Source organism: Nocardia niwae NBRC 108934 = DSM 45340 (genome assembly GCF_001613465.1).
Taxonomy (GTDB): Bacteria; Actinomycetota; Actinomycetes; order Mycobacteriales; family Mycobacteriaceae; genus Nocardia; species Nocardia niwae.
In genome coordinates this window covers 743086-767673 of the sequence record NZ_BDCK01000015.1, presented here as the reverse complement: position 1 = coordinate 767673, position 24588 = coordinate 743086, and the positions used below count along the sequence as shown (strand labels likewise).

General features: G+C 69.0%; 24 protein-coding genes and 1 pseudogene. 15 read left to right on the top strand and 10 right to left on the bottom strand.

Features of this window, described 5'->3' with window-relative positions; all coding sequences use genetic code 11:
• Positions 1–2 precede the first annotated feature (2 nt).
• The 5 genes from NNI01S_RS34345 to NNI01S_RS07210 all read right to left on the bottom strand — a co-directional run bounded on the left by NNI01S_RS34345 (position 3) and on the right by NNI01S_RS07210 (position 4803).
• Complete coding sequence (locus NNI01S_RS34345; RefSeq protein ID WP_157114627.1) at positions 3–143, bottom strand: hypothetical protein; 141 nt, start codon at positions 141–143, stop codon at positions 3–5.
• Positions 144–373: 230 nt separating this feature from the next.
• A complete protein-coding gene (locus NNI01S_RS07225; RefSeq protein ID WP_063018642.1) occupies positions 374–1408 on the bottom strand; it encodes a cytochrome d ubiquinol oxidase subunit II in 1035 nt (344 codons plus the stop codon).
• Positions 1409–1410: 2 nt separating this feature from the next.
• Positions 1411–2832 carry a cytochrome ubiquinol oxidase subunit I gene (locus NNI01S_RS07220; protein ID WP_063018640.1) on the bottom strand — a complete coding sequence of 474 codons (1422 nt, stop codon included), beginning with the start codon at positions 2830–2832 and terminating at the stop codon, positions 1411–1413.
• Between the two features lie 405 nt (positions 2833–3237).
• Positions 3238–4326 (bottom strand): NAD(P)-dependent alcohol dehydrogenase, encoded by a 1089-nt coding sequence (locus NNI01S_RS07215; protein WP_439956119.1) that lies wholly within the window; start codon positions 4324–4326, stop codon positions 3238–3240.
• A 6-nt stretch (positions 4327–4332) separates the two neighbouring features.
• Positions 4333–4803: a DUF4334 domain-containing protein gene (locus NNI01S_RS07210; protein ID WP_157114626.1), complete on the bottom strand. Its 471-nt coding sequence runs from the start codon at positions 4801–4803 to the stop codon at positions 4333–4335.
• Positions 4804–4894: 91 nt separating this feature from the next.
• Here NNI01S_RS07210 and NNI01S_RS07205 point away from each other — a divergent pair, with 91 nt between their 5' ends.
• The 4 genes from NNI01S_RS07205 (at position 4895) to NNI01S_RS34340 (ending at position 8717) form a co-directional block, all read left to right on the top strand.
• Entirely contained in the window at positions 4895–5476 is a 582-nt protein-coding gene (locus NNI01S_RS07205) for a TetR family transcriptional regulator (protein ID WP_063018634.1), read from the top strand.
• Between the two features lie 126 nt (positions 5477–5602).
• Positions 5603–7588: a glycoside hydrolase family 15 protein gene (locus NNI01S_RS07200; protein WP_063917345.1), complete on the top strand. Its 1986-nt coding sequence runs from the start codon at positions 5603–5605 to the stop codon at positions 7586–7588.
• 158 nt (positions 7589–7746) lie between these two features.
• On the top strand, positions 7747–8382 hold the full coding sequence (locus tag NNI01S_RS07195) for an MspA family porin (protein ID WP_245675995.1): 636 nt from the start codon (positions 7747–7749) through the stop codon (positions 8380–8382).
• A complete protein-coding gene (locus tag NNI01S_RS34340; RefSeq protein ID WP_063018632.1) occupies positions 8373–8717 on the top strand; it encodes a hypothetical protein in 345 nt (114 codons plus the stop codon). Before NNI01S_RS07195 ends, NNI01S_RS34340 begins: the two co-directional genes overlap by 10 nt.
• Positions 8718–8759: 42 nt before the next feature.
• Here NNI01S_RS34340 and NNI01S_RS35905 read toward each other — a convergent pair.
• A pseudogene (locus NNI01S_RS35905) lies at positions 8760–9080 on the bottom strand (aldo/keto reductase); the annotation flags it as partial.
• Positions 9077–9583, bottom strand: coding sequence for a DUF6463 family protein (locus NNI01S_RS07180; RefSeq protein ID WP_218019165.1), 507 nt, complete (start codon positions 9581–9583; stop codon positions 9077–9079). The pseudogene NNI01S_RS35905 and the gene NNI01S_RS07180, both read right to left, overlap by 4 nt.
• 153 nt (positions 9584–9736) lie before the next feature.
• Here NNI01S_RS07180 and NNI01S_RS07175 point away from each other — a divergent pair, with 153 nt between their 5' ends.
• From NNI01S_RS07175 to NNI01S_RS07165, 3 genes are all read left to right on the top strand, one after another.
• Positions 9737–10321: a TetR/AcrR family transcriptional regulator gene (locus NNI01S_RS07175; protein ID WP_084488605.1), complete on the top strand. Its 585-nt coding sequence runs from the start codon at positions 9737–9739 to the stop codon at positions 10319–10321.
• Positions 10322–10577: 256 nt separating this feature from the next.
• On the top strand, positions 10578–11792 hold the full coding sequence (locus NNI01S_RS07170) for an LLM class flavin-dependent oxidoreductase (RefSeq protein WP_063018830.1): 1215 nt from the start codon (positions 10578–10580) through the stop codon (positions 11790–11792).
• Between the two features lie 11 nt (positions 11793–11803).
• The gene (locus NNI01S_RS07165) at positions 11804–13171 is read left to right on the top strand and encodes an NtaA/DmoA family FMN-dependent monooxygenase (protein ID WP_063018628.1); all 1368 of its coding nucleotides are present in this window, start codon (positions 11804–11806) and stop codon (positions 13169–13171) included.
• Between the two features lie 143 nt (positions 13172–13314).
• On the opposite strand, the gene NNI01S_RS07160 is transcribed toward NNI01S_RS07165, so the two are convergent.
• The gene (locus tag NNI01S_RS07160; protein WP_063018626.1) at positions 13315–14172 is read right to left on the bottom strand and encodes a MerR family transcriptional regulator; all 858 of its coding nucleotides are present in this window, start codon (positions 14170–14172) and stop codon (positions 13315–13317) included.
• On the bottom strand, positions 14165–14317 hold the full coding sequence (locus tag NNI01S_RS34335; protein WP_157114625.1) for a hypothetical protein: 153 nt from the start codon (positions 14315–14317) through the stop codon (positions 14165–14167). Before NNI01S_RS34335 ends, NNI01S_RS07160 begins: the two co-directional genes overlap by 8 nt.
• Before the next feature lie 73 nt (positions 14318–14390).
• Between NNI01S_RS34335 and NNI01S_RS07155 the strand changes: the two genes are divergently transcribed.
• From NNI01S_RS07155 to NNI01S_RS07130, 6 genes are all read left to right on the top strand, one after another.
• Entirely contained in the window at positions 14391–14885 is a 495-nt protein-coding gene (locus NNI01S_RS07155) for a DUF6764 family protein (RefSeq protein ID WP_063018624.1), read from the top strand.
• A gap of 66 nt (positions 14886–14951) precedes the next feature.
• On the top strand, positions 14952–16070 hold the full coding sequence (locus NNI01S_RS07150; protein WP_063018622.1) for a polyprenyl synthetase family protein: 1119 nt from the start codon (positions 14952–14954) through the stop codon (positions 16068–16070).
• Positions 16071–16086: 16 nt separating this feature from the next.
• Complete coding sequence (gene crtI / locus NNI01S_RS07145; protein WP_063018620.1) at positions 16087–17628, top strand: phytoene desaturase family protein; 1542 nt, start codon at positions 16087–16089, stop codon at positions 17626–17628.
• Between the two features lie 11 nt (positions 17629–17639).
• The gene (locus NNI01S_RS07140; protein ID WP_063018828.1) at positions 17640–18563 is read left to right on the top strand and encodes a phytoene/squalene synthase family protein; all 924 of its coding nucleotides are present in this window, start codon (positions 17640–17642) and stop codon (positions 18561–18563) included.
• Between the two features lie 108 nt (positions 18564–18671).
• A complete protein-coding gene (locus tag NNI01S_RS07135; RefSeq protein WP_063018618.1) occupies positions 18672–19253 on the top strand; it encodes a TerD family protein in 582 nt (193 codons plus the stop codon).
• Positions 19254–19322: 69 nt separating this feature from the next.
• The gene (locus NNI01S_RS07130; RefSeq protein ID WP_063018616.1) at positions 19323–20672 is read left to right on the top strand and encodes a family 1 glycosylhydrolase; all 1350 of its coding nucleotides are present in this window, start codon (positions 19323–19325) and stop codon (positions 20670–20672) included.
• 26 nt (positions 20673–20698) lie between these two features.
• On the opposite strand, the gene NNI01S_RS07125 is transcribed toward NNI01S_RS07130, so the two are convergent.
• Complete coding sequence (locus NNI01S_RS07125; protein ID WP_063018614.1) at positions 20699–21526, bottom strand: SDR family oxidoreductase; 828 nt, start codon at positions 21524–21526, stop codon at positions 20699–20701.
• Between the two features lie 136 nt (positions 21527–21662).
• On the opposite strand from NNI01S_RS07125, the gene NNI01S_RS07120 reads away from it, so the two are divergent.
• Positions 21663–23351, top strand: coding sequence for a glycoside hydrolase family 13 protein (locus NNI01S_RS07120; protein ID WP_063917342.1), 1689 nt, complete (start codon positions 21663–21665; stop codon positions 23349–23351).
• 52 nt (positions 23352–23403) lie between these two features.
• Complete coding sequence (locus NNI01S_RS07115; protein ID WP_063018612.1) at positions 23404–24474, top strand: NAD-dependent epimerase/dehydratase family protein; 1071 nt, start codon at positions 23404–23406, stop codon at positions 24472–24474.
• The last annotated feature ends 114 nt before the right edge of the window (positions 24475–24588 follow it).

Here is a 24588-nt window from a genome sequence, read left to right as displayed (position 1 = left end):
CGTCAACTCGATGTCGTGGTCTGCGTCCGGGGGAAGCGGTGGCCCATGACATCCGCCCACCATGCGCTCAAAGTGCTGGACTCGGGCCAGATGATCCGGTCTCCGTCGTCGTCGATGCTGGGCACGTTTCCGTCCTCGATCACGATGCAGATCCTTTGCGCCGTCAATCCTCAGAAGAGGCATCTCCTGCTCTGGGTTCGCGAGCGATGGGATGCCCCGATTGCGTACCGGCACGACCGCGCTGTCGAGCCGATACGTGCACCGGGTACCACCGGCGCCCGTAAACAAACCGTTCTTTCGGTACCTGCCCTGGAATCCGTCACACGGTTATCCGCCGCGGACCCAGAGGGTCGGCCAGGGCCTTTGCCGGCTTCTACGCCTTCTCCGGAGATCCCACCGGAGCGGGCTCGTCGCGGACCCACGCGTCGGTTTGGGTGAGCCAGAACAGATAGGCGAGAGCGGGTAGCACCGTGACGGCGGCGACCGCGACCACGGCGAGCAGTCCGAGCAGGGTCGCGCGCGCACCCGCGGCATCGGCGATGAGCATCTGGTCGACGAGGATCCACGGCGTCTGCGCGACCGCCCACCCGATGACGATCGCGGCGACCGCGACCGTCGCGGGCACCCGCGCCCACGCGAAGCGACGGCGGTACACCAGGACCAGGGTGAGCACGCCCGCTGCGGCCGACAATACGATCAGCGGCAGGGCGCGCCCGAGCAGTCCTGCCCCCAGGGTCGGTGCGTCGTGCCGGATCGGAGCGATCGCCGCGATCGCGACCGCACCGGTCACGCCACCGACGATCAGCGTGCGGGAACGCAGGTAACCGGCGAGTGTGTCGTCACCCGAACGCGCCGCGTCCGCGGTGAGGAAGACCCCGGCCAGGAAGGCGGACGTTCCGACAGCCAGCGTGCCCCCCAGGATCGAGGTCGGATTCAGCCACGACCGCACCCGGTCGCCGTACCCCTCGGCGGGCACCCGGCCGGAAGCGATCGCGCCGACAGCGGTGCCGAAGAAGAACGGCGTGATGAGCGACGCGCCGGCGAACAACGCGCCGAACAGGCGCGCCTGATGCAGGGTCGCGGAGTACTTGCGGAACGCGAAGTTCGCTCCGCGCAGCACGATTCCGAGCAGGGCCAGGCTCATCGGGATGAACAGAGTGGTCATGACCGCGGCGAACACGGTCGGGTAGGCGGTCCACAGGAACACCAGGATGTAGATCAGCCACACGTGATTGGCTTCCCAGACCGGTCCGATGCTGTGGTCGACGAGCACTCGCAGGCGGCTGCCGCGCCGGGGCCCGCCCGCGGTCAGGTCCCAGAATCCGGAGCCGAAGTCCGCGCCACCGAACAGCGCGTACAGCACGACCCCGGTGAACATCGCCGTCGCGACCACATCCGAGAGATCCATGGTCACCGCTTTCCGACGCTGCGGGCGCGCTGCGCCTGGTCGACCGGCGACGCTCCCGGCCCGTAGGGAGCGGTGATGGTCGTGGCGCCGGTGCGCCAGCGGCGGGCCATGGACCGCAGGACGACGATCGCGCCCACCGTCATCCCGATGTACACCAGCAGCACGCTGATATAGCTCCACCACAGGCCGGTGCTCGTGCTGGCGGCGTCGGTCGTGCGCAGCACCTGCCAAACCGTCCACGGCTGACGGCCCACTTCGGTGGCGATCCAGCCACATTCCAGCGCGAGAACAGCCACGGGACCCGCGGCCACCGCCGCGCCCAGGAACCAGCGCTCGGCCAGCAGGTCGCGGCGCCGCCAGCGCGACAGCCAGAACACGGTCACCATGAGCGCGAGCAGGGTACCGATGGCGACCATGCTCTGGAAGGCGAGGTGGGTGAGATTCACCGGCGGCCGATCCTCTGGGGGTATGGAATCCAGACCGGGCACCGGGGCGGTCAAGGAGTTGCGGGCGATGATCGAACCCAGCCGGGGGATCTCGAGCGCTCCTTTGACCTCACCGTCGACGAGGACGCCACCCAATCGCAGTGGGGCCGGTCCTTCAGCGGCCGGCGCGAGTTCGAAGGCGGCCAGCTTCGATGGCTGCGTGTCGTGCACGCGCATCCCGAGAACATGTCCGATGAGGGGCTGCGCGAGCGCGGCGACGGAGGCGAACACGAACGGGACCGTGAACCCCAGCCGGTGGTGTGCGTCGCGGCGTCCCCGCAGCAGACCGGCCGCGTAGACCCCGGACACCAGAAATCCGACGACCATGAACGCCCCGACCCACATGTGCGCGAACTGCAGGTAGACGCCGTCGTTGAACATCGCTCGCCACGGATTCACCTCGGTCACTTCGCCGTCGACGAGCCGGAAGCCGGTCGGGTTGTTCATCCACGCGTTGACGCTGACCACACAGAATGTGCCGACCACCCCCGCGACGCCCATCGGCACCAGCATCACGAGGTGCAGCCGCGGCGCCATCCGGCCCCAGCCGTAGAGGTAGATGCCGAGGAAGATCGCTTCGATGAAGAACGACAGTCCTTCGAAGGCGAAGGGCAAGCCCAGCACGTCGCCGTAGCGGCCCATCAGCCCCGGCCACAACAGACCCATTTCGAAGCTCAGCACCGTTCCGGAGACCGCGCCGATGGCGAACAGGATCGCCGACACCGTCGCCCACCGCTTCGCCAACCCCAGGGCCACCGGATCGTCGCGGACGATGCCGCGGCGATGCACGACGTAGATCATGGCGGGGAACGCGACTCCGAAACACGCGAGCACGATGTGCCAGCCCAGTGAGAACGCCATTTGCTGGCGCGCGGGCAGCAGACCGGGCGGCCCCTCTGCCGACGCCTGGTAGAGCGCGGCGAGTGTGCTCGACACCATGCCAGCCCCTTCCTGCGTTCTCGGGCAGCCGCATGCCTCACCCGCACCCGGCCCTTTCGCGGGATATCCCCCTTTTGAACCGCACCAACCACGTGCAGTAGCGCGGCATCCGGCCACGCGCCCCACTGCTCGCCGTAGCGGCGCCGTGGTGCGCCGACCGCGTAGGTGGCCGACTCGCAGCGAACGGGCGCCGATTGGGACGTGTGCGCCAAAACCGTCGACGTCACCACCACGATCGCCGCACGCCCGCGCTGACCGGCGCGGCACTACGACACTCTGCGCGCATGGAAGAAGCGCCGAGCGCGCGAGCGTCCCGCTGGCGGTCGTAGTCGCCCCAGCTCGCCCAGCACTCCGTCGGCTCGTCGTACGCCCGCCCCTCGTCGCACACGCCTTACTTCGGTGGGCTCACCAGGTCAGGACCGGTTTGACGACCGTCCCCGCCCGCTGGTCGGCGAGCGCGGCATTGATGTCGGTATGCGGGTACGTCGCGACGAGCCGGTCGATGGGGAACCGTCCGGCGGCATGCAGCTGCAGCAGTCGGGGGATGAAGGTCGCGGGCACCGCGTCGCCTTCGAGGCAGCCGCGGATCGCTTTGCCGCCCAACACGATGTCCCGCAGGTCGATCTCGGGGATCCCGGTACCCAGACCGACCGCGACAACGGTGCCGCCGATCGCGGCCGCCGCCACCGCGGCGGCCAGTACCCGCGCCGATCCCGTGGTGTCGAGAGCGTGCGTCGCCCCGCCGCCGGTCAGCTTCCGGATCGCGGGCACGATGTCGTCGGCTGCCGGATCCAGAGCCGCGGTGGCGCCGAGTTCCAGCGCGAGCGCCCGCCGCGCCGGTGACGGTTCCACCACCACCAGTTCGGCGACCTCGCACACCAGTGCCGCCAGCACGCCCGCCATCCCGACCGGGCCCGCGCCATAAACGACGACATAAGATTCCGGGTCCGGCCGCAGCACGTTCAGCACCGCTCCGGCTCCGGTCAGGAACCCGCAGCCCAGTGGCGCCGAGATCGCGGGATCGATCGGGGTGTCGACGACCACGGTGTTGTCGGCGGTGGTCAAGGCATACGCGGCGAAGCTGGACTGGCCGAAGAACCCGTCCCGCACCGGAGTTCCCGCGACGGTGACCCGGGCGGATCGGTCCGCCCGGGCGCCGAATTGGTTGAGTCTCGCCGCTCGCGCGCAATACGCCGGCCGTCCCGCTCGGCAGTTGCGGCACGTGCCGCAGTGCCGGAAGGTCAGCACCACCCGGTCGCCCGGCCGCACACCGGAAACCTCCGCGCCGACGGCCTCCACCACTCCGGCGCCTTCGTGACCGAGCAACACCGGCTGGTCGGCCGCACCCGCCGCCCGGGTGACCAGGTCGGTGTGGCAGATGCCGGTGGCCCGCACCCGCACGAGGATCTCGTCGTCGCGGGGATCATCGATTTCGACGGTCTCGACGGTGAAGGGCGCGGCCGGGTCACGCGAGAGCACAGCGGCGGTGGTCACCATCGCTCAGACCCGCTCGAGCAGGAAGTAGAAGTACTCGTCATCGGCGAGCACCAGCTCGGGCCTGCCGTTCATGATGCCCATCAGCGTGTTCTCGTCGAGCCATTTGAAGTGGTCGAAGACCGGGCGGCTGTCGTAGACCATGGTGGCGGTCACCTCGCCGCGGAATTCGATGTTCCACAGCGTGGCTTCCCCACCGCCGCCGAGTTCGACATCGGAGAACAGCGACCCGTCCTCCGCGCGGCAGATCAACGGCTTCGCGTCCAGCAGGCTGTGAAAGGTCTTGCCGTACCAGCGGCTCACCGACAGCGCTTTGCGCAGCGGATGCCCGGTCGGGAACGCCGCCCCCTTCCATTCGCCCAGGATGTCCTCGGCGCGCGCCACGGGCAGGTCGGCCCACAGCGCATCCAGCTCGGCAGCCGTCACCCCGCTGTCCCGCGCGGCGAGATCCCGCCAGCCGGTCCCCACTGAGCCCATAACCATCCTCGTTCCCGACGCAATTCCAGAACCATTTGGTTCGGCAACTGTTATATCCGAACCAACCGGTTCGGCAAGATAGGATGCGGCCATGCGCGCAGCAGGTCAGGCCACCCGCGAACGAATCCTCGTCGCGGCCAAAGCGGAGTTCGCCCAGTACGGCATCGCAGGCGCGCGCATCAATCGCATCGCCGATGCCGCGAAGGCGAGCAAGGACCGGCTCTACGCGTACTTCGCGGGCAAAGACGAGCTGTACGCCGCGGTCACCGAGGAATGGGTCACCCAGACCACCGACGAGACCGCCCTCGATGCCGCGGATCTGCCCGGTTACGTGGGCCGTCTCTTCGACCACTACGTCACGCACCCCGACAACGCCCGTCTGCAGGCCTGGGCCGAGATCGAGCAGACCCACATCCCCGCCGCCGAGGACGCCATCCGCCGCATCATCGCGGGAAAACTGGCCGAGATCCGCCGGGGGCAAGACCAGGGGCTGGTCACTGGGGATTTCCAGCCCATCACCCTGATCGTCATGCTGACCGACCTCGCCCGCACGGCAGCCATGCACGCCACCCGCACCGACCACCACAATGTCGACGAGCGACGGGCAGCGACGGTCCTGGCCGCTCGCCGGCTGGTCAGCCCGCAGACGTTCCCGGCCGGGGACCATCGTTAGCGCACAGTGCTTGCCGAGCCGACCCACGAGGTGGTGGGCTGGGGGCAGCGTCACATCACCCACGCCCCGACACCGCTCGCGGTGTTTCCCGGGAAGAAAGGCGGTCCTGCAGGTCAGCGCCGGTGGATGACCGGCCGGATTCGCGCCGAGACGACGAGGGAGCAACGCATGACCGAGTTCGAACCGGCACCGCGGCTCACGGCGTTTCCGCGGATCGACGACTATGGGTTCATCTCCGATTGCGAGGTCACCGCCCTGATCTCCCCCAGCGGAGCCATCGAGTGGATGTGCCTGCCGCGCATGGACTCCCCCAGTGTCTTCGCGGCCATCCTCGATCGTTCCGCCGGCTCGTTCCGGTTCGCTCCCGCCGACTTCGTGGTGCCCACCGATCGCCGCTACATCCCTGGCACGATGGTCATGGAGACGAGCTGGCGCAGCGGCGACGGATGGGCGACGGTGCGCGACGTGCTGCTGGTCGGGCCGTGGCGACACCAGACGCCGGGCCGCAGCGCCCATCGGCGGACGCCGACGGACTACGACGCCGAGCACATCCTGCTGCGGACGGTGCACTGCGAGACCGGGCAGATCCAATTCGGGCTCGATTGCCAACCGGCCTTCGACTACGGCAGGCATCGCGCCCGGTGGGACTACCTCGGCAGTTATTACCTAGCGCAGGCCAGCGCCGACGGGACCGACTTGCAGCTGACGCTCAGCACCGACATGCGCCTGGGGCTGGAAGGCACCCACGCGGTCGCCCGCACCCTCCTGAAGACCGGCGACACCCGCTTCTGCGCGCTCGCCTGGGGCAGCCGCGACGCCCCCGGCGACGTCGCGGAGGCCGAGGAGCGGCTGCTGCGGACGATCCACCACTGGCGGCACTGGCTGGCCGGCGGACGATTCCCGGATCACCCGTGGACCGCGGAACTCACCCGCAGCGCGCTGACGCTCAAGGGATTGACCTTCGCCCCCACCGGCGCCGTCGCCGCGGCCGCCACCACGTCCCTGCCCGAAACCCCGGGTGGAGAGCGCAATTGGGATTACCGCTATTCGTGGATCCGCGACTCCGCCTTCGCCTTGTGGGGCCTGTACACCCTGGGCTTCACCTGGGAGGCGAACGACTTCTTCTCCTACATCCTCGACCTGACCGAAGAAGCCCAGGACATGCAGATCGTCTACGGCATCGGCGGCGAAACCGATCTCACCGAACAAGTCCTCCCGCACCTGCGCGGCTACGACAACGCGAGCCCGGTGCGCATCGGTAACGAGGCCTACCGGCAACGCCAGCACGATGTGTGGGGCGCGGCGCTGGACGCGGTCTATCTCTACGGCCGACATCAAGATCAAATCGATGCGCGGGCCTGGCCGCTGCTCGGCCGTGCGGTCAAAAGCGCTCTCACCTACTGGCGCGAGCCCGACCACGGCATCTGGGAGGTTCGCGGGGAGCCTCAGCACTTCACCTCCAGCAAGGTCATGTGCTGGGTCGCCGCCGATCGCGGCGCCCGGCTGGCCCGCATCCGCCAGGACGTGGAACGCGCCCAGCGCTGGCAGAAGGCCGCCGACGAGATCCACGCCGACATCTGCGCGCATGCCGTCGACACCCGGGGAGTGTTCACCCAGTTCTACGGCAGCACGTCACTGGACGCGTCGACTCTGCTCATCCCCTTGGTTCGTTTCCTGCCACCCGACGACGAGCGGGTCCGCAACACGGTGCTCGCCATCGCCGAGGAACTGACCGAAGATGGCCTCGTTCTGCGGTATCGCGTCGGTGAGACCGACGACGGATGCGCCGGAGAAGAGGGCGCTTTCACGATCTGCTCGTTTTGGCTGGTGTCGGCGCTGTCGGAGATCGGCGAGAAGAAGCGCGCCAAGCAACTGTGCGAGAAACTTCTCGGCTACGCCAGCCCCCTCGGCCTCTACGCCGAGGAGATCGATCCCCGGACCGGCCGCCACTGGGGCAATTACCCCCAGGCGTTCACCCACCTCGCCCTGATCAACGCGGTGATGCACGTCATCCAGGACGAACAAGCGATTCTGCGGCAGGCTCTCGGCGGTGAGTCCATCGCCCCGCGGCTGGACGACGCACCGCTCACCCGCGGATATATCCACCGCTGACCGGGCCGACGGCAGATAGTGCCACGTGCCGCCCATCGATTCGGCGCGCCCCCGGCATCGCGGCCGCGAAATCGGTTGCTACCCAGGGATGGGGGTTTCTCGTCCGGTGCCGGGTCACCTACTATCACGTCCGACTGTTAACAGGACTAAGGAATTCATTGAGAGGCTCGACGATGGCGATGCTCGGCATCGCCGCGACCGCGGCTTTCGGCATCACCGCCGCACCCGCGACCGCTGATCAGGTGGCAGACAAATCCCGCGTCGTCGACACCGAGGACGGCTGGGAGTTGCGGATCAGCAAGACCGCGGAAGATCTGCAACGGGTACCCAATCTCGCCGCGACACCGTTCACCCGGGAGGGGTTCGTCACCTTGTCGGCCGCGGCCGACATCGGTGGGGAGGGCCGGGAGGCGGTGAACTCCGGAACGCTGCAGCTGGGCTACCAGATCGGCTGCCAGGCCGATGTCTCCAACGGGCTCACCGTCGGCTTGTCGGGGGCGATCGGCCCGAACGCCATGGTGACCGTCGCGCCTTCGCCCGGCCTCGCGGTCGGCGGCAGCGCGCTCGCTCTGCCGAGCATGTCGACGACCATCAAGCCCGGTACCATCACCAGCATCACGCTGGGCACCAAACCCCTTGCCGGGCCACATGGTTCGATCTCCGTCGATCAGATCCAGATCAAGATCGATGCGTGCGCGGGCGCGGTGAGCCTGCGCTCGTTCGCGATCGTGTCGATCTCCACGGCTACCGCCGACAATTCGGTCGCCGTCTACGGTGACCCGATATGGCTGTGATCGATATGCGGCGGCGGCGATGGATGGCGCCGCTCGGCGTGCCGGTTGCGCTGATCATCGCCGCGGCCACCGCCTCCGCCGAGCCGATCGTCCCGGCCGGGCCCGGAGCGGCCTGCGGCGAAACCCAGGGCTCGGCGACAGCTCCCGGATGCGGCGACGACAAGCCCGTCCCCGGAACACGAGGCGGGCCCGCGGCGCCACCGCCGGCGCTGCCGTTGCAGGTGCTGGCGCCTCCGCCCAAAGCGTCGGCGCCCAATACCAATACGCCCGCAGGCGCCCTGGTGCCGCCTGCTCCGGGGCCGGGCAGCGGCACGCCGATCGTGCCGGCCCGATAGCGCGAAAAGCGCGCGGGCCGCATCCGGAATCTCGCTGAATTTCGGGTTGCCCGCCTTCGTCGACAGGACGAGTTCGTCGCGGTTGGGAGCGAGGCCCTTGGCGAGCACCGCGCCGAAGTTCTTCTGGGCGGCCCGATGCGGCGGACCGTAGCGGTCGGCGTCGCCGAAGTGGGTGATGCCGAGGTCGAAGGCGTGCAGGATGATGTCGCGCTGCGTCGCGAACGGGCAGTCCGTGCCGAACTTCTGCCACGAGCCGAACGAGAAGGGCAGGTCGAGACCGGAGTTGCCGGCGCGGCGGTACCGACCTCCTCGTAGCGGGTCCGCCGCGGCCGCGTAGGTCGAACCGAGCGGGCCATAACTTATCGGTGCGCGTCTCTTCCTTCCGGTTGCGTGCTCCCGGAGGGCGGACCACTTCCGTCCGCTCCCGCGCGACCGGTCGACTCACCCTGATCGAAATCCGCGGTTTTCCTGGCTGCCACGATGACCAGGATCCCGGCGACGGCTCCGACGAAGTACGGGGAGGGCACCAGCAGAACGCCGCCCAGCGAACACCATGCCGCGAGGCCCCAGCCGACGCCCGCGGGCACGGCCACCCCGCGCTCGGCGAGCTGCCAGATCAGCACGCCGAGCAGGATCAGCGGCACGGCGAAGCTGCCCGGACCGGCCCAGAACGTGAGCTCGTTCTGCAGGGACCGCGTCGTCTGCGTGGTGTCGCCGGCCGTGAGCGGCACGGCTGCCCAGATGCCGCGATCGATCCAGCCGGTGATGTCGTCCCAGGAGAAGAGCGCCAGCAGAGCCAGGTGCCCCGTTCCCAGCACGAGCATGATCGCAGCGGCCCAGCGGAGCAATGGCTTTGGATTGTTCATGGTGACCTTCCGTGTTCCCACTCCGGCCTTGTCCCGGCCGGTCCCACCCCACCGAGAGCGGGAGTGGATGATCGCGACGGCTTCCGCGTTGATCTCGTTGTGTCCCAGCGTTTATACGGTGCCGTACATTTGATCTGTACGGTAACGTATAGAATCGGCGCGATCAATGGAGGTGACCCGATTCCCGCCGTGCCCCGCACCACACGAGCCCGCTGGATCGAGGCGGGTCTGGCAGCCCTGGCCCGCGGCGGCCCCGACGCCGTCCGCATCGAGGCGCTGGCCGCCGAGCTGGGCGTGACGAAGGGCGGGTTCTACGGGTACTTCGACGGCCGTCCCGCATTGCTCACCGAAATGCTCGACGAGTGGGAACGCCGCTGTTCGACGGAGGTCCTCGCGCAGGCCGAGGCGGAAGGCGGCGACGCCGCCGACCGGATCCGCCACGCAGGCCGGCTGACCTTCGCCGAGGACCTGCACCGCATCGATCTGGCGGTGCGGGCATGGGCGCGCCACGACGAGTCCGTCGCGTCGCGCCTGCGTCGCATCGACAACGAGCGCATGGCGTTCCTGCGCAGGATGTTCGGGGAATTCATCACCGACCCCGACGAAATCGAGGCCCGGAGCACCCTCACCTTCGCTCTGGCGATCGGCCGCCACTTCATCGTCGCCGACCACCCCGGGTACACCAAGCGCGAGGCCGTCCAGCTCGCCGGGGAATACATTCTGCGTCCGCCGCGGTGAATCACCGAGAGTATTTCCCCCAGCTCGAGCTGATCTCAATCGTTGACACCCGCCGGCCGCGGAATGCCCTGCCGCGCACGCCCCTCCGCTCGCCACACGTGGCCACGCCTTATCCGTCCCCCGGCGACCGTTGCGGCCGAACCCGGCGATGATCGGCCGAACCTCGTGATCCTCGCCCGGGCCATCGCGAAGCGCCGCCGCGCCGGTTCGCGCGTTGCACGGCGTGACATTCGCGCATGGAGAGAAACGGGAGACGATGGCACCGAACCCACTGCACCTCGGCGTCGCCCTCGACGGGGCGGGCTGGCATCCGGCGGCATGGCGGGAGCCGAACTCCCGGGCCACCGAATTGTTCAGTCCCCGTTACTGGACCGACCTGGTCACCACCGCCGAGCGCGCTCTGCTCGATTTCGTGAGCTTCGAGGACAGCCTGCGCGTCCCCGGTGGGTGGCTCGAGCCGTCCGACGGTGCCGTCGATCAGGTGCGGGCCCGGATCGACGCACATCTGATCGCCGCCCGGGTCGCCCCGGTCACCCGGCATATCGGGCTCATCCCGACCGTGACGACGACGCATACCGAACCGTTCCACGTCTCCAAGTCGATCGCCACGCTCGATTACACATCGCGCGGCCGGGCGGGCTGGCAAGCGCGGGTGTCCGGCACCGCCGAGGAAGCCACCCACTTCGGCCGCCGCGCGGTGCGCGACCTCACCGCGGATGAAATCGCCGCAGCGGTCGCGTCGGGTGTCTTTCCCGGCCATGTGCACGATCTGTTCGACGAAGCCGCCGACGCCGTCGAGGTCGTGCGGCGACTGTGGGACAGCTGGGAAGACGACGCCGAGATCCGCGACGTGGCCACCCGCAGGTTCATCGATCGCGACAAACTGCACTACATCGACTTCGAGGGCCGCTTCTTCAGCGTCCGGGGACCATCGATCACGCCGCGCCCACCGCAAGGGCAGCCGGTGGTGGCGGCTCTGGCGCACAGTCCCCTCGTCTACGAATTCGCCGCGCGCGCCGCGGATCTGGTGTTCGTGACGCCCACCAGTGCTGCGGGCCCGGGGCCGGTCCTGGAACGGGTCGCGGCCGCCGCGGCCCGGGTGGAACGCACCGGCGAGCCGCTGCGGGTCTATGCCGATCTCACCGTCTTCCTGGATACCGCCGAGGAGCCGGGTCCGCAGCGCCTCGCGCGGTTGAGCGAACTCTCGGGTACCGAGTTCGACTCGGACGCAGCGCTTTTCGCTGGAAGCGCCGACGACCTCGCCGAGCTGCTCATCGACTGGAACGGACAGGGTGTCGACGGGTTCCGGCTGCGGCCCGGAGTCGCGATCGATGACCTGGCAGCGGTGGCCGACCGGCTGGTCCCCGCGCTGCAACGCCGCGGCGTGTTCCGCACCGGCTATCCCGGCGGCCCGCTGCGCGCACTGCTCGACCTGCCGACCGACGTCCCCAACCGTTACGCGACTGCCTGAGCGAGGACACCATGAGCACACCCCGTAAGCAGGTCATCCTGGGCGCCTACCTCGGCGGCGTCAACCATCACACCGCCTGGTGGCTTCCCGAGGCGGGCAGCCAGGCCGATTTCAGCAGTTTCGAGCACACCGCGCGCACCGCCGAACGCGGCAAGTTCGACTTCTTCTTCCTCGCCGAAGGCCTCATCCTGCGCGAGCGCGCGGGCAAGATCTTCGATCAGGACATCATCGGCCGACCCGATACCTTCACCGTGCTGGCCTCGATCGCCGCGGTCACCGAGCATCTCGGGCTCGCGGGCACGATCAACGCCACCTTCAACGAGCCGTATGAGCTCGCGCGGCAGCTCGCCAGCCTGGATCACCTGTCCGACGGCCGCGCCGCCTGGAATGTCGTCACCTCCTTCGACGCCTTCACCGGACAGAACTTCCGGCGCGGCGGGTTCCTCGATCCCGCCGACCGTTACGCCCGCGCCGAAGAGACGCTCAACGCCGTTCGCGCCCTGTGGGATTCGTGGGACGCGGCGGACATCGTCGCCGACAAGAGCTCCGGACGGTTCCTCGCCCGCCCGGACGCGGGGTCGTTCGCCTTCCACGGCAGCCAGTTCGGCATCTCCGGTCGTTTCACCGTGCCGCGCAGTCCGCAGGGCAGACCGGTGATCCTGCAGGCCGGCGTGTCACCGCAGGGACGCGCCTTCGCCGCCGCGAACGCCGATGCCATCTTCTCCCCGTACGGCAAGCTGCCGGAGGCGGCGGATTTCTACCGCGACATCAAAGCGCGCGCGATCGCGGCGGGCCGTGCGGCCGAGGACATCAAGATCCTGCCCTCGGCGAGTTTCGTTCTCGGCGACACCGAGGCCGAGGCGATCGAGAAGTACCATGCCATCCGCACCGAGCAGGTCACCGGGCAGACCGCGCTGATCCTGCTGGAGCAGATCTGGAACCGCGATCTGTCCGGCTACGATCCGGAAGGGCCGGTGCCCGACATCGACCCCGATCCCGACGCCGCGCCGATCATCCAGGGACGCGCTTTCGTCCATCAGGACCGCTTCGCCACCGTGGAACGTCTGCGGCAGGTCGCCGAGGCGAAGAAGCTGAACCTCCGCGAGGTGGTGATCGACCAGTTCGAGCGCGGTCCGCTGGTCGGCACCCCGGCGCAGGTCGCGGAGCAGATCGACGCGTTCGTCCAGAACGACGGCTCCGACGGTTTCATCCTCGGATCGCACCTGGTTCCGTGGGGCCTGGACGAATTCGTCGACAAGGTGGTGCCGCTGTTGCAGGAACGCGGCGCGCTGCGTACCGAATACACCGGGACCACCTTGCGTGACAATCTCGGTCTGCCGGACGTGCGATCGGCGGCAACGGTCCCGGCTCGCGCCTGATTTCCGCAGCGGTCGCGGCTCGTTCGGCCCACAGCGACGCAGCACCCGCCTGCACCCGACGGCACTCGCGATGCCGCGGCCGCAGTGCGGGTGCTCCGGCGTCGGCACTCCCCGGCGGCGTGCCGAACGATGGCGGGACACGCTCAGCTGGTGCCGTGCCCGAGTTCAGGCAAGATCTCGAGCGCGTCCTCCAACGTGCGGACGTAGGGCACCTCGGGCGGCAGCCGGACCGCCGACCACCCCGGTCCGGCGACCAGCACGCGCTGCGCGACCAGTCGCACGGCGTGGATCGTCTCCGGCGAGGCGGTCGCGGGCACCTGCGACCAGAGCATGAGCACGCACGGCCGGTCATGATGGGCGATGGCGTCGGTCAAGGCCGCGTCCGGCACCGCAGCGCCCAGCAGTAACGCGACAATGCCCCGCTCGGCCAGCGCGGCGCGCAGCACTTCCAAGGCCAGCACGTGATTCTCCCCCGCCGTGCACGCCAAGAGGATCGGTGGCTGGAAACCCGGACGGCGGACCGGCGGGAACATCCGATGCAATCCCGCGATCACCGACCAGGACAGCAGGTGCTCCACTTCGATCAGGCCGCGCCCATCGGCTTGCCCGGTGACGATGGTCGCGAACGCCGGACGACACAGCCCGTTCCACGTCGCGACCACCCCGTCGTGCGCCAGGCGAGCCATGATGATGGTCAGTGCGACATCGGGTTCCAGCCGTTCGACCGCTCCCAGCAGGGCGCTGCGGTCCACTGCCGCTTCCGGCGCTTCGGCGAGTGCTTGCCGCGCGGCTCCCGCGGGCGCGGCACCGGCTCTGACGAGTTCGATCATGCGCCGCAAGGTCGCGATATCCGCTTCGGAATAGCGGCGGTGCACACCCGGCCCGTCTCTCGGCGGCCCGATCGCGTAGCGCTGATTCCAGCTGCGCAGTGTGGCGACCGGAATGCCGAGTCGCGTCGCCACCGCGCCGACCGTATACCGAGCGGCTTGTTCCTCAGCCATCGCCGGATCGCATCCGCCCCGGATGGTCGCGGCGCGATCCGCCCGGCGTCGAACTCTGCCGGGCTTCGATGACGTCGCAGGCCGAGCCGCCGCTCGGCGGCGTCCAGATCAGCACGTCGTCCCGCTCCTTCCGAGAAATTTTCATGATGCATCGATTTTGCATCAATAGGCGGGTAGTGTGAAGCCCTATAAGCACAAGCTCCCTACCGGAGGACGTCATGGACCGATTCACTCTCACGCGATCACTCGGACTGACAGCCGGCGCCGGAGCCGCCTGGCTGGGTGTGCTGGTCGCCGCACCCACCGCCACCGCCGCCCCGGCGGAGTGCCCCGCTCCGGGCCCTTCGATGACGCAGGACACCGGCGCGGATGGGTCGTGCTCGGCGAACAGTGGCGCAGGCGGAGCCGCGGCCGCCTACGGCTTCGATGGAGCAGCCAGCGCCGACGCCGAGCCGACCAGCCTTTCCCTGGCGATCGCACAGAACGGCGGCCGCGCGGCCTCCGACTCGTCGTACCTTTCCGGCCCCGCCGCGATCGCCATCGGCCCCGGAGCAACGGTGACGAACAGCGGTGTGCGCCCCGGGTTGTCGATCGGCATCGCCGGTCCCGGTGCGACGGTCGCGGTCACCGGCGTCACGGCGCCGACGTGCAGCGGCGGTTTCGGCTTCGCGGGTGACTTTCAAACGCGGCAGGGCTGCTTCTCGCCTCGATAGTGCATCGTTATGCGTAGAATCACTGAGGTGCGGGTAGTGACCCGAGACGTAGGAAGGGGATCGGGAATGAGCATCGTGTCGTCCGAAGCAACCGCGACCGACCCGGTCGGCGCGATCCCGGTCCTCGGCGCCGCGACCCCCTTCGCGCTGTGGCGGGACGCGACGCGGCGTGCAGTGCTCGATGAGATCGGCGATTTCCTCGCCCGAGCGTGCCCTGGTGCGCTGCGCCGCCTGGGCGCGCAAGACGTCTTGCGCCAATACGCCCTCGGCGGCAAATGTTTGCGGTCGACCTTCATGTATCTCGGCTGGCTGTGCGGGGCGCCGGACGACCCGGCCGCGTTGCGCGCGGCGGCCGGTCTGGAACTGCTGCACGCGTTCGCGCTGCTGCAGGACGACGTCATGGACCAGTCCGCGACCCGTCGCGGCGCCCCGTCCGCCCATGTACGGTTCGCCGAGGTGCACCGCGGCACCGGCGCGCCCGGCTCCTCCGTCCGCTACGGCGAGTCCGCCGCGACACTGCTCGCGGACATGTGCCTGGTGTGGGCCGAGCAGATGCTGCGCGAGAGCGGCATTGCCGCGTCCGCGCTCGACCGAGTGTGGCCGCGCTACGACAGCATGCGGGTGGAACTCGCGACGGGCCAGTTCGCCGACCTGCTCAATGACGCGCGCACCGAGCCGCCGCTGGCCGCGGTACTGGCGATCGCACAGGCCAAGTCCGGCAACTACACCGTGCGCTGCCCCCTGGAGATGGGCGCCGCGATGGCCGGGTGCGACTCGACAGTCCTGGACGCACTGGGCCGATACGGCGCCGCGGTCGGTGAGGCATTCCAGTTGCGCGACGACATGCTCGGGATCTTCGGCACGCAGGCCGTGACCGGAAAACCCGCCGACACCGATCTCGGCGAACGCACCGCGACCAGCGTGGTGGTCCTCGCACGCGAGATGGCGACTCCGGCCGCGCGGGCCGAGTTGTCGCAACTGCTGCATCGTCCACGGCTCGGCGCCGCGGAGATCACCCGCGCCCGCACGCTGATCGCCGAGTCCGGTGCGCCCGCGCGGATCGAGGAGATGATCGCCGAGCGGGTGGGCAGGGCACGCAGCGCACTGTCCCCCGCGTTCTTCGCCGCACCGATGCGCGCCGCTTTCGACAGCATGGCCGCCGCCTGCACCGAACGCGTCGCCTGACAGGAGGAATTCATCGATGCGCACCGTCGAAGGCGCTACCGACCGGGTCGTGATCGTCGGAGCCGGCTTGGCGGGACTGTCCGCAGCCCTGCACCTGGCCGGCCGGTCCCGCGAGGTGATCGTGGTGGAACGCGATCCGGTACCGGGCGGACGCGCGGGATACGCGGATCTCGCGGGCTACCGCCTCGACACCGGTCCCACGGTCCTGACCATGCCGGACCTCGTCGAAGGCGTCTTCGCGGCCGCCGGAGCCCGGGCCGCCGACCACCTGCGGCTGGCGCCGGTGGAACCCGCGTACCACGCGCATTTCGCCGGAGGACGAACGCTGCGGGTGCACACCGGCGCCGAGCGGATGGAAGAGGAGATTCGCCACTTCGCCGGCGCCGGCGCGGCCGACGGATATCGCCGTCTGAGGAGTTGGCTGACGCGGCTGTACCGCGCGGAGATGGATCGGTTCATCGCGGCGAACTTCGACTCACCGCTGTCGATGATCACTCCCGCGCTGGCGCGGTTGATCGCCCTGGGTGGATTCGGCCGATGGGATCGTGCGGTCGCCCGCTACATCCGCGATCCGGATCTGCGGCGGGTCTTCACCTTTCAATCGCTCTACGCGGGCGTCGCGCCCGGCCGGGCGCTGGCCGCGTATGCCGTCATCGCCTATATGGATACCGTCGGCGGCGTGTTCTTTCCGCAGGGCGGCATGCGTGCGCTTCCGGAGGCGCTGGCCGGTGCGGCGGCCGAGGCCGGTGTCCGATTCCGGTACGACACCGCGGTGACCGCCCTGGAGCGCACGGGCTCGCGCATCACCGGCGTGCGCACCCCGGACGGCGAGCGAATCCCTTGCGACGCCGTGGTGCTGACAACGGAACTGCACGAGGCCTACCGCCTGCTCGCCCGCGCGCCGCGGCGTCCGGTGCCGCTGACCTCCGCCCCGTCCGCGGTGATCGCCCATCTCGGGTGCGCGCCCGAACCCGGGATCTCGCATCACAACCTGCTGTTCGGGGCGGCCTGGGCGGAATCGTTTCGCGACGTCATCGTCCACGGGCGGGTGATGCGTGATCCTTCGCTGCTGGTCACCCGTCCCACGGCGACCGATCCATCGCTGGCCCCGCCGGGACGGGACCTGTTGTACGTCCTCGCACCGGCGCCGAACCTCGAACGCGGCCGAATCGACTGGCACAGTGCGGGAGCGAGCTACGCCGAGCAGATGCTCGAGGTCGCGCAGGATCGTCTCGGTACGCGGCTCGGCGATGCCGAGTTGCTGCGCGTGGACACACCGGCCGACTGGGCTCGCCGCGGCATGCTCGCCGGGAGTCCGTTCGCGCTGGCGCATACCTTCACCCAGACCGGCCCGTTCCGGCCCGCCAACATGATCCGCGGCATCGACAATGTCGTCTTGGCCGGTGGCTCGACCGTCCCCGGTGTGGGGATACCGCCGGTGCTGATCTCCGGTCGGCTGGCCGCGGATCGCGTCACCGGTCTCGAGCCTGCCCGGCGTCGCCGCGTCGTCCCCGTACGAGCCACGCTCACCACCAGCCGCATCATTCGTCGACCGTGAACGGAATCGAGATGACCCGCACCGACCTCGCCCCCACCCGGCCCGGGGACCCGCAACTGCACCGGTCCTATCGGCACTGCCGACAGCTGAACGCTCGCCACGGAAAGACCTTTTTCCTGGCAACGCGGATGCTCGCGCCCGATCAGCGCCCCGCAGTGCACGCCCTGTACGGATTCGCGCGCCGGGCCGACGACATCCTCGACGATTTCGATCCGCATCGTGAACCGGCCGAACGGGCCCGGCAATTGGACGCACTGGCAGCGTATTTCCGCGACCGGAACGCCGATGCCGACGACGTTCTCCCCGCGGTTCTCGACACTGCCGAGCGCTATCGCATTCCCACGGCCCTGTTCGACGCCTTCCTCGCCTCGATGCGGATGGATCTGACCGTGACCGACTATCCCGACCGCGGTGCGCTCGACACCTACATCTACGGTTCGGCCGAGGTGATCGGATTGCAACTGCTGCCTGTTCTGGGGACCACCTGCACCGATGAGGCGGCGCCGTATGCCGCCGCGCTCGGCAAAGCGTTCCAGCTCACCAATTTCCTGCGGGATGTCGGCGAAGACCTGTTACGCGATCGGGTGTATCTGCCAGCCGACGAGCTGGCCGCTTTCGGCGTCGACCGCGACCTGCTGCACTGGTGCCTGGCACGGCAGCGGACCGAGCCCCGGATTCGCAAGGCCTTGGCCGCGCAACATGCGCTCACCCGCGAGATCTACCGCTACGCACGCGGCGGAATCGCCCTGCTGCACCGTCGTTCCCGTCCGTGCGTCACGACGGCGGCGACGCTGTACTCGGAGATCCTCGACCGCATCGAGGACAGCGATTTCGCGGTGTTCGACCACCGCGCCACCGTGCCGAACCGGCGGCGAGCGCAAGTCGGGGCAACCGGTCTGATGAGGGCTTGGTGGGCGCGACACATGAATCGGTGACCGTTCCGGCGACGACATCCGTGCGATGCGCACCGCACTCGGACGACCCTGCGCGGCCATTGGATTCGACGGCCGGGCGCGACGGGCCGTCATCAGTATCCTGATGTCGTGATTACGCTCAGGAAAGAAGACGGCGCCGCGGACCTCGCGGGTATCGCGAAATTGAGTGTGGGGGTGAGCTGGGACCCGTCCTCCGGCACGAGCGGCGGGGCGCTCGGCTGGGCACGTCGCAAACGTGGGGTCGACCTCGATCTGATCGCCGTCCTCATGCAGGGCAGCGAGCCGGTGCGCTTCGCGGGACTCGACTCGCTCGACCCGTTGGGCAACGGCTCGGTGGCGCACACCGGTGACGAGCAGACCGGCGCCGCCTCAGGTGACGACGAGACCATCCACGTCACCTTCGCCGACGTCCCCACGGCGATCGACGCCATCATCTTCGTCGCCGCCGCCTTCAAGAAGGGCAGCTCCTTCGACAAGGCGAACAACATCTCCTTCAAGATCTACGACGCCACCGGCGGCAGCAGCCAGCAAGTCGCCGACATCTGGCCCTCGCTGCTCGGCACCGACAACGCCAACGCGGTGGCGCGCGCCTTCCGCAACGGCGACCAGTGGCAGCTGGAAGTGCTCAATCGGCAAGGGAAGATCAAGCAGGGCGACATGCAAGCACTGTTGCGCTTCGCCATGCAATAGCGCTGTCTTCGAATCGCGCTGATACGCGGATTCCGACCATCGGTGGAGCGCCGCGGTTAGTCTGGGCCCATGCGATCTCGGTTCCGTCGGCATGTCCTGGCCGCGCTCGCCGGCGCGGCATCCACCCTGCTGCTCGCCACGCATTCCCCGGCAGCCCCGCCGGTTCAGCCGGTCGCAGGCCTACCGGCGCTGGGCGGGGACTTCCTCTGGGGGGTCTCGACCTCCGGATTCCAGTCCGAAGGCCATGCGCCAGACAGCAATTGGACGCGGTACGTCGGCGCGACACCCGGCTACGACGGCCTGGGCGATTCGGTCGACTTCTACGGCCGATACGCCTCGGACATCCAGCTCGCGGCGGACCTCGGGGTGCGAGTGTTCCGGATCGGGATCGAATGGGCGCGTGTGCAACCCGCCCCCGGTGTCTGGGACGAGGGCGCATTTCGTTTCTACGACGCGGTGATCGCGAGCGTCGAGCAGGCCGGGATGCGCCCCATGATCACCCTCGACCACTGGGTGTACCCCGGGTGGGCAGCCGACCGAGGGGGCTGGCGCAATCCGCGCATGGTCGACGATTGGCTGGCCAATATGCGCGCCGTCGTAGACCGGTATGCCTCGCGCAATCCCTTGTGGGTGACCGTGAACGAGCCCGTCGCCTACATCATGCACGAGGTCCGCCGAGGCGCCGCGGACGCCGGTGAGATGCTGGATCGAGTCGCCCAGGCGCACAACGCCGCATACGACTACATCCACCAGCGGCAGCCGGGCGCGCAGGTGACCAGCAATATGGGCTATGTCGCCGGATCCGAGGCGCAGGTCAACGGTCCGTTGATCGACCGCATCGCCGATCGGCTCGACTACGTCGGTGTGGACTACTACTTCGCCTTCGACCCGGCGCAGTCGCTGATCGAGTCCGTCGTGCGGGCGAGCGGTTCGGCGATGCCCACGTTGCCCGGACCGCAGATCTGGGACCTGCCGTTGCGCACCGAGGGCATCTACTACGCGCTGCAATACTATTCGCGCCGATTGCCGGGCAAACCGCTGTACGTGGTCGAGAACGGGATGCCCACCGAGAACGGACGTCCACGAGCCGACGGCTACACCCGCAGCGATCACCTGCGCGACACCGTCTATTGGATTCAGCGCGCCGAAGCCGACGGCATGAACATCATGGGTTACAACTACTGGAGCCTGACCGACAACTACGAGTGGGGCAGCTACACACCGCGTTTCGGCCTCTACACCGTCGACGTGCGCACCGACCCGACGCTCACCCGCCGCCCCACCGACGCCGTCGGCACCTACACGCAGGTCATTGCCGCGGGCGGAGTCCCCGACAACTACCGCCCCACCCGCGGCCCGGCCATCTGCGTGTTCGTCGATCCGCCCGCCAGCTGCCTGAGCCCCGTAGCAGACCGGTAGGACTCACCCCGAGAACATCCGCGAATTCAAGGCGTGCGCCATTTCTCATCACTCAACATGCTGCTCGCCTGCGGCCCCATCAGGAGCATGCCGCCGTCGACGACGTAGGACGCGCCGGTGACATAACTCGCTTCCGGCGTGGCCAGAAACCTCACCACGGCGGCTACCTCCTTGGCATGACCGGTTCGCCCCAGGGGGACGCCGGGGCGCGACTGCTCACGCGGATCGACGTCTTCTTGACCGGTCATCGGTGTCGAAATCTCGCCAGGCGCCACGGAATTGACGGTGATGTCGTGTTCGGCGAGTTCCAGCGCCAGCACTTTGGTCAGCGCGCCGAGCCCCGCCTTGGCCGCGCAGTAGGGCGCGGCGCCGACGCGGGGGGCGTGTTCGTGCACGCTGGTGATATTGATGATCCGGCCACCATTGCCCGCCGCGATCATGTGTCCGGCGGCGCGCTGGGCGCAGAGGAACGCGCCGTCGAGGTCGACCGACAGCACGTGCCGCCAGGTGGCGAAGTCCATCTCCATCACCCTCTGCGCCGACCCGGTACCCGCGCAGTTCACCAGTACATCGATGCCGCCGAGTTCATCGGCGAGTTCGTCGACGACCGACGCGGCCGACGGCAGGTTCGCCAGGTCGAGGCGGCGCACGGCCGCGGTCCTGCCCTGCTCGCGCACCTGCGTCGCGGTGTCCTCCGCACCCCGCTGGTCGCTGCGGAAGGTCAGCCCGACGTCGGCCCCGCCCGCGGCGAGCGCGACCGCGATCGCGGCGCCGATCCCGGAGTCTCCCCCGGTCACCACGGCTCGCCGCGGAGCGCCTGCTCGTTCTTCCGGAAGTGGAGCTGTAGTACCCATGTTCCGCGACTACCCGGCCCGCCGAAGAACACACCGCGCCCAGCCCCGCACCCGCTGATCCCCTCGACCCGCCCCGACGTTACCTCCTGCGATTCCGGGTACCCGGCCTGGAACGAGCCGAGAGAAGGGCGCGACGATGACCGCTGATGTTCCCTGGTGGCGCGACGCCGTGATCTATGAGATCTACATCCGAAGCTTCGGCGACGGCGACGGCGACGGTCTCGGCGATATCGCCGGTATCCGGTCTCGGCTGCCTTATCTCCGTGACCTCGGCGTCGACGCCATATGGATAACTCCCTGGTACCCCTCGCCGATGGCGGACGGAGGCTACGACGTCGCGGACTACCGCGACATCGATCCCCGGTTCGGCACGCTCGCCGACGCGGAAGCATTGATCGAGGAGGTGCACGCGCAGGGGATGCGCATCGTCGTGGACCTGGTCCCCAATCACACCTCCGATCAGCACCCGTGGTTTCAGCGGGCACTGGCGGCCGGGCCCGGTGCACCGGAGCGAGCGCGCTACCTCTTCCGGGACGGCACACCCTCCGGCGGACCGCCCAACAACTGGCGAAGCGTGTTCGGCGGCCCGGCATGGACTCGCGTGCCGGACGGACAGTGGTATCTCCACCTGTTCGACGTCCATCAGCCCGATCTGGATTGGGAGCACCGGGACGTCCGCGCCGAGTTCGAGACGATCCTGCGTTTCTGGCTGGATCGTGGTGTGGACGGCTTCCGCATCGATGTGGCGCACGGTTTGGTCAAGCACGCCGATCTCCCGGATATCCAGACCGATCACGAGGACATCATGGAGCCGCCGGATCGGACCGACCATCCCCATTGGGACCGGCCGGAAGTGCACGACATCTATCGGAGCTGGCGCGAGATCGCGGAGTCCTATGGCCCGGATCGCGTCTTCGTCGCCGAAGCGTGGGTGGCCAAACCGGAGCGCCTCGCCTGCTACGTGCGTCCGGACGAACTGCACACCGCGTTCAACTTCGACTTCCTGCGCTGTTCCTGGCACGCCGACGCTCTGCGTGCCGTGGTCGACTCCACGACTCGGGCCCTCGAGGCGGTCGGGGCGCCACCCACCTGGGTGCTGTCCAACCACGACATCACCAGGCATGTGACCCGTTACGGCCGCGCGTCCACCCGCGGTGGGGGTTCGCAGCACGAACCGCACGGCCCCGTCGACGTGGCACTCGGGCGCCGGCGCGCCAGAGCGGCATTGCTCCTGATGCTCGCCCTTCCCGGCAGCGCCTACCTCTATCAGGGCGAGGAACTCGGTCTGGAGGAGCTCGAGGATCTCCCGGTGGAGGTGCTGCAGGACCCGACCTGGGAGCGCTCGGGTCATACCGCGCGCGGACGCGACGGCTGCCGCGTCCCGCTGCCGTGGAGCGGATTCCGGCCGCCGTTCGGTTTCAGCCCCGGCGACACACCGCCCTGGCTGCCGCAGCCTCAGCGCTGGGTGTCGTCGACAGCGGAACTGCAGAAGCGCGAGCCGGACTCGATGCTCGAGCTCTATCGCAGCGCGCTGCGTCTGCGCCGGGACCACCCGGCGCTCGGGGAGGGCGCTTGGTCCTGGCTGCCCAGCGCTCCGGGGATCTTGGCGCTCCATCGTCCGCCCGGCCTGGTGTGCGTCGTGAATGTCTCGAGCGCTCCGACGGCGTTGCCCGGCCACGAGCGGGTGCTGCTGTCCAGCGAACCGTTGCCGGACGGAGTACTGCCAACCGACTGCGCCGCATGGCTCGAGGTCGGGAGTCATCAGGCCCCGGAGCGAGCCGTGCCGACATCCTTGCCCACCGACAGGGTTCCCTGGCGGTGGTGAGGAGGTGGCGCATGCCGGCGATCTCCCGGGGCCGTACCGAACGGAGCGGCCGATGAAAGTCGTTGTCACCGGCGCCAGCGGCAACGTGGGAACGGCGCTGTTGCGCGCGTTGCGCGACGACGATTGCGAGATCGTCGGAATCACCCGGCGCGTGCCCGATCGCGCATACGAACCGTACGCGGCCGTCCGGTGGGTGGCCTGCGATATCGGCGCCACCGGCTCGGCCGGGATGCTGCGGTCCGCTTGCACGGGCGCCGACGTCCTCGTCCATCTGGCATGGGCGATCCATCCGCGGCGCGGCGACCCTCCGATGCGCAGAACCAATTCGATCGGCACCGAGAATGTGCTGCGCGCCGCCGCGGAGACGGCGGTGCCCCAGGTCGTCGCCGCTTCGTCGTGCGCCGCCTACGCCCCGGCCGAGCGGTGGCGGCGGGTATCGGAAGGCCTGCCACTGTCCGGCGTGCCCGGCAGCGCGTACAGCATGTCCAAGGCGGAACTGGAGACGCGGCTGGACCGCTTCGAGGCGAGCCACCCCGAGGTCCGCGTCGCACGTATCCGTCCGTGCGGCATCGCGCAGTCCGAGGCCGCCGCGGAACTGGCGGATTGGATCCTGCCGCCCTGGTTGCCGCGACGGCTGGTCGGCACGCGCCTGATCCCCATTCCCCTGTGGCGCGACTTCCGGCTGCAACTGGTGCACAGTTCCGATGTGGCTTCGGCGATCCGGCGAATCATGCACCAGCGTGCGGCCGGAGCGTTCAATATCGCCGCCGAACCGTGCCTGGGCGCGGACGCGCTCGCGGCGATGTTCGGGGGTTTCCGCCTGCCTGCGCCCCGGCGCGCCCTCGAGGCCGCCGCCTGGACCGGCTGGCGCACCGGACTGTTGCCCCTGCACCCCGCCTGGCTGACCCTCGCCGACCGCACCTGCCTGATCGACTCGACCAAGGCGCGCCGGGAACTCGGCTGGACGCCCTGTTTCGGCGCGCACGATATCTGCACGGAACTCGTGTCCGCCATCCGTGCGGGGCAGACCGGTCACAGCCCGCCCCTCGCGCCCGTTCGCGAAACACGCTTCGGACGTCCTTCGCACCAGAGTCAGTACCCGGACGGCGGACAGGGCCGTTGAGCGGCGATGCTCTCCCCCGCCCTGCGCCTCGTGTCGCTGCGAACGCTCGGTCGGCGAAACCCGTATCGTCGCCAGCGAAACACGCAAAAGATCTCTTGCTCGTCCTGCGCTGGG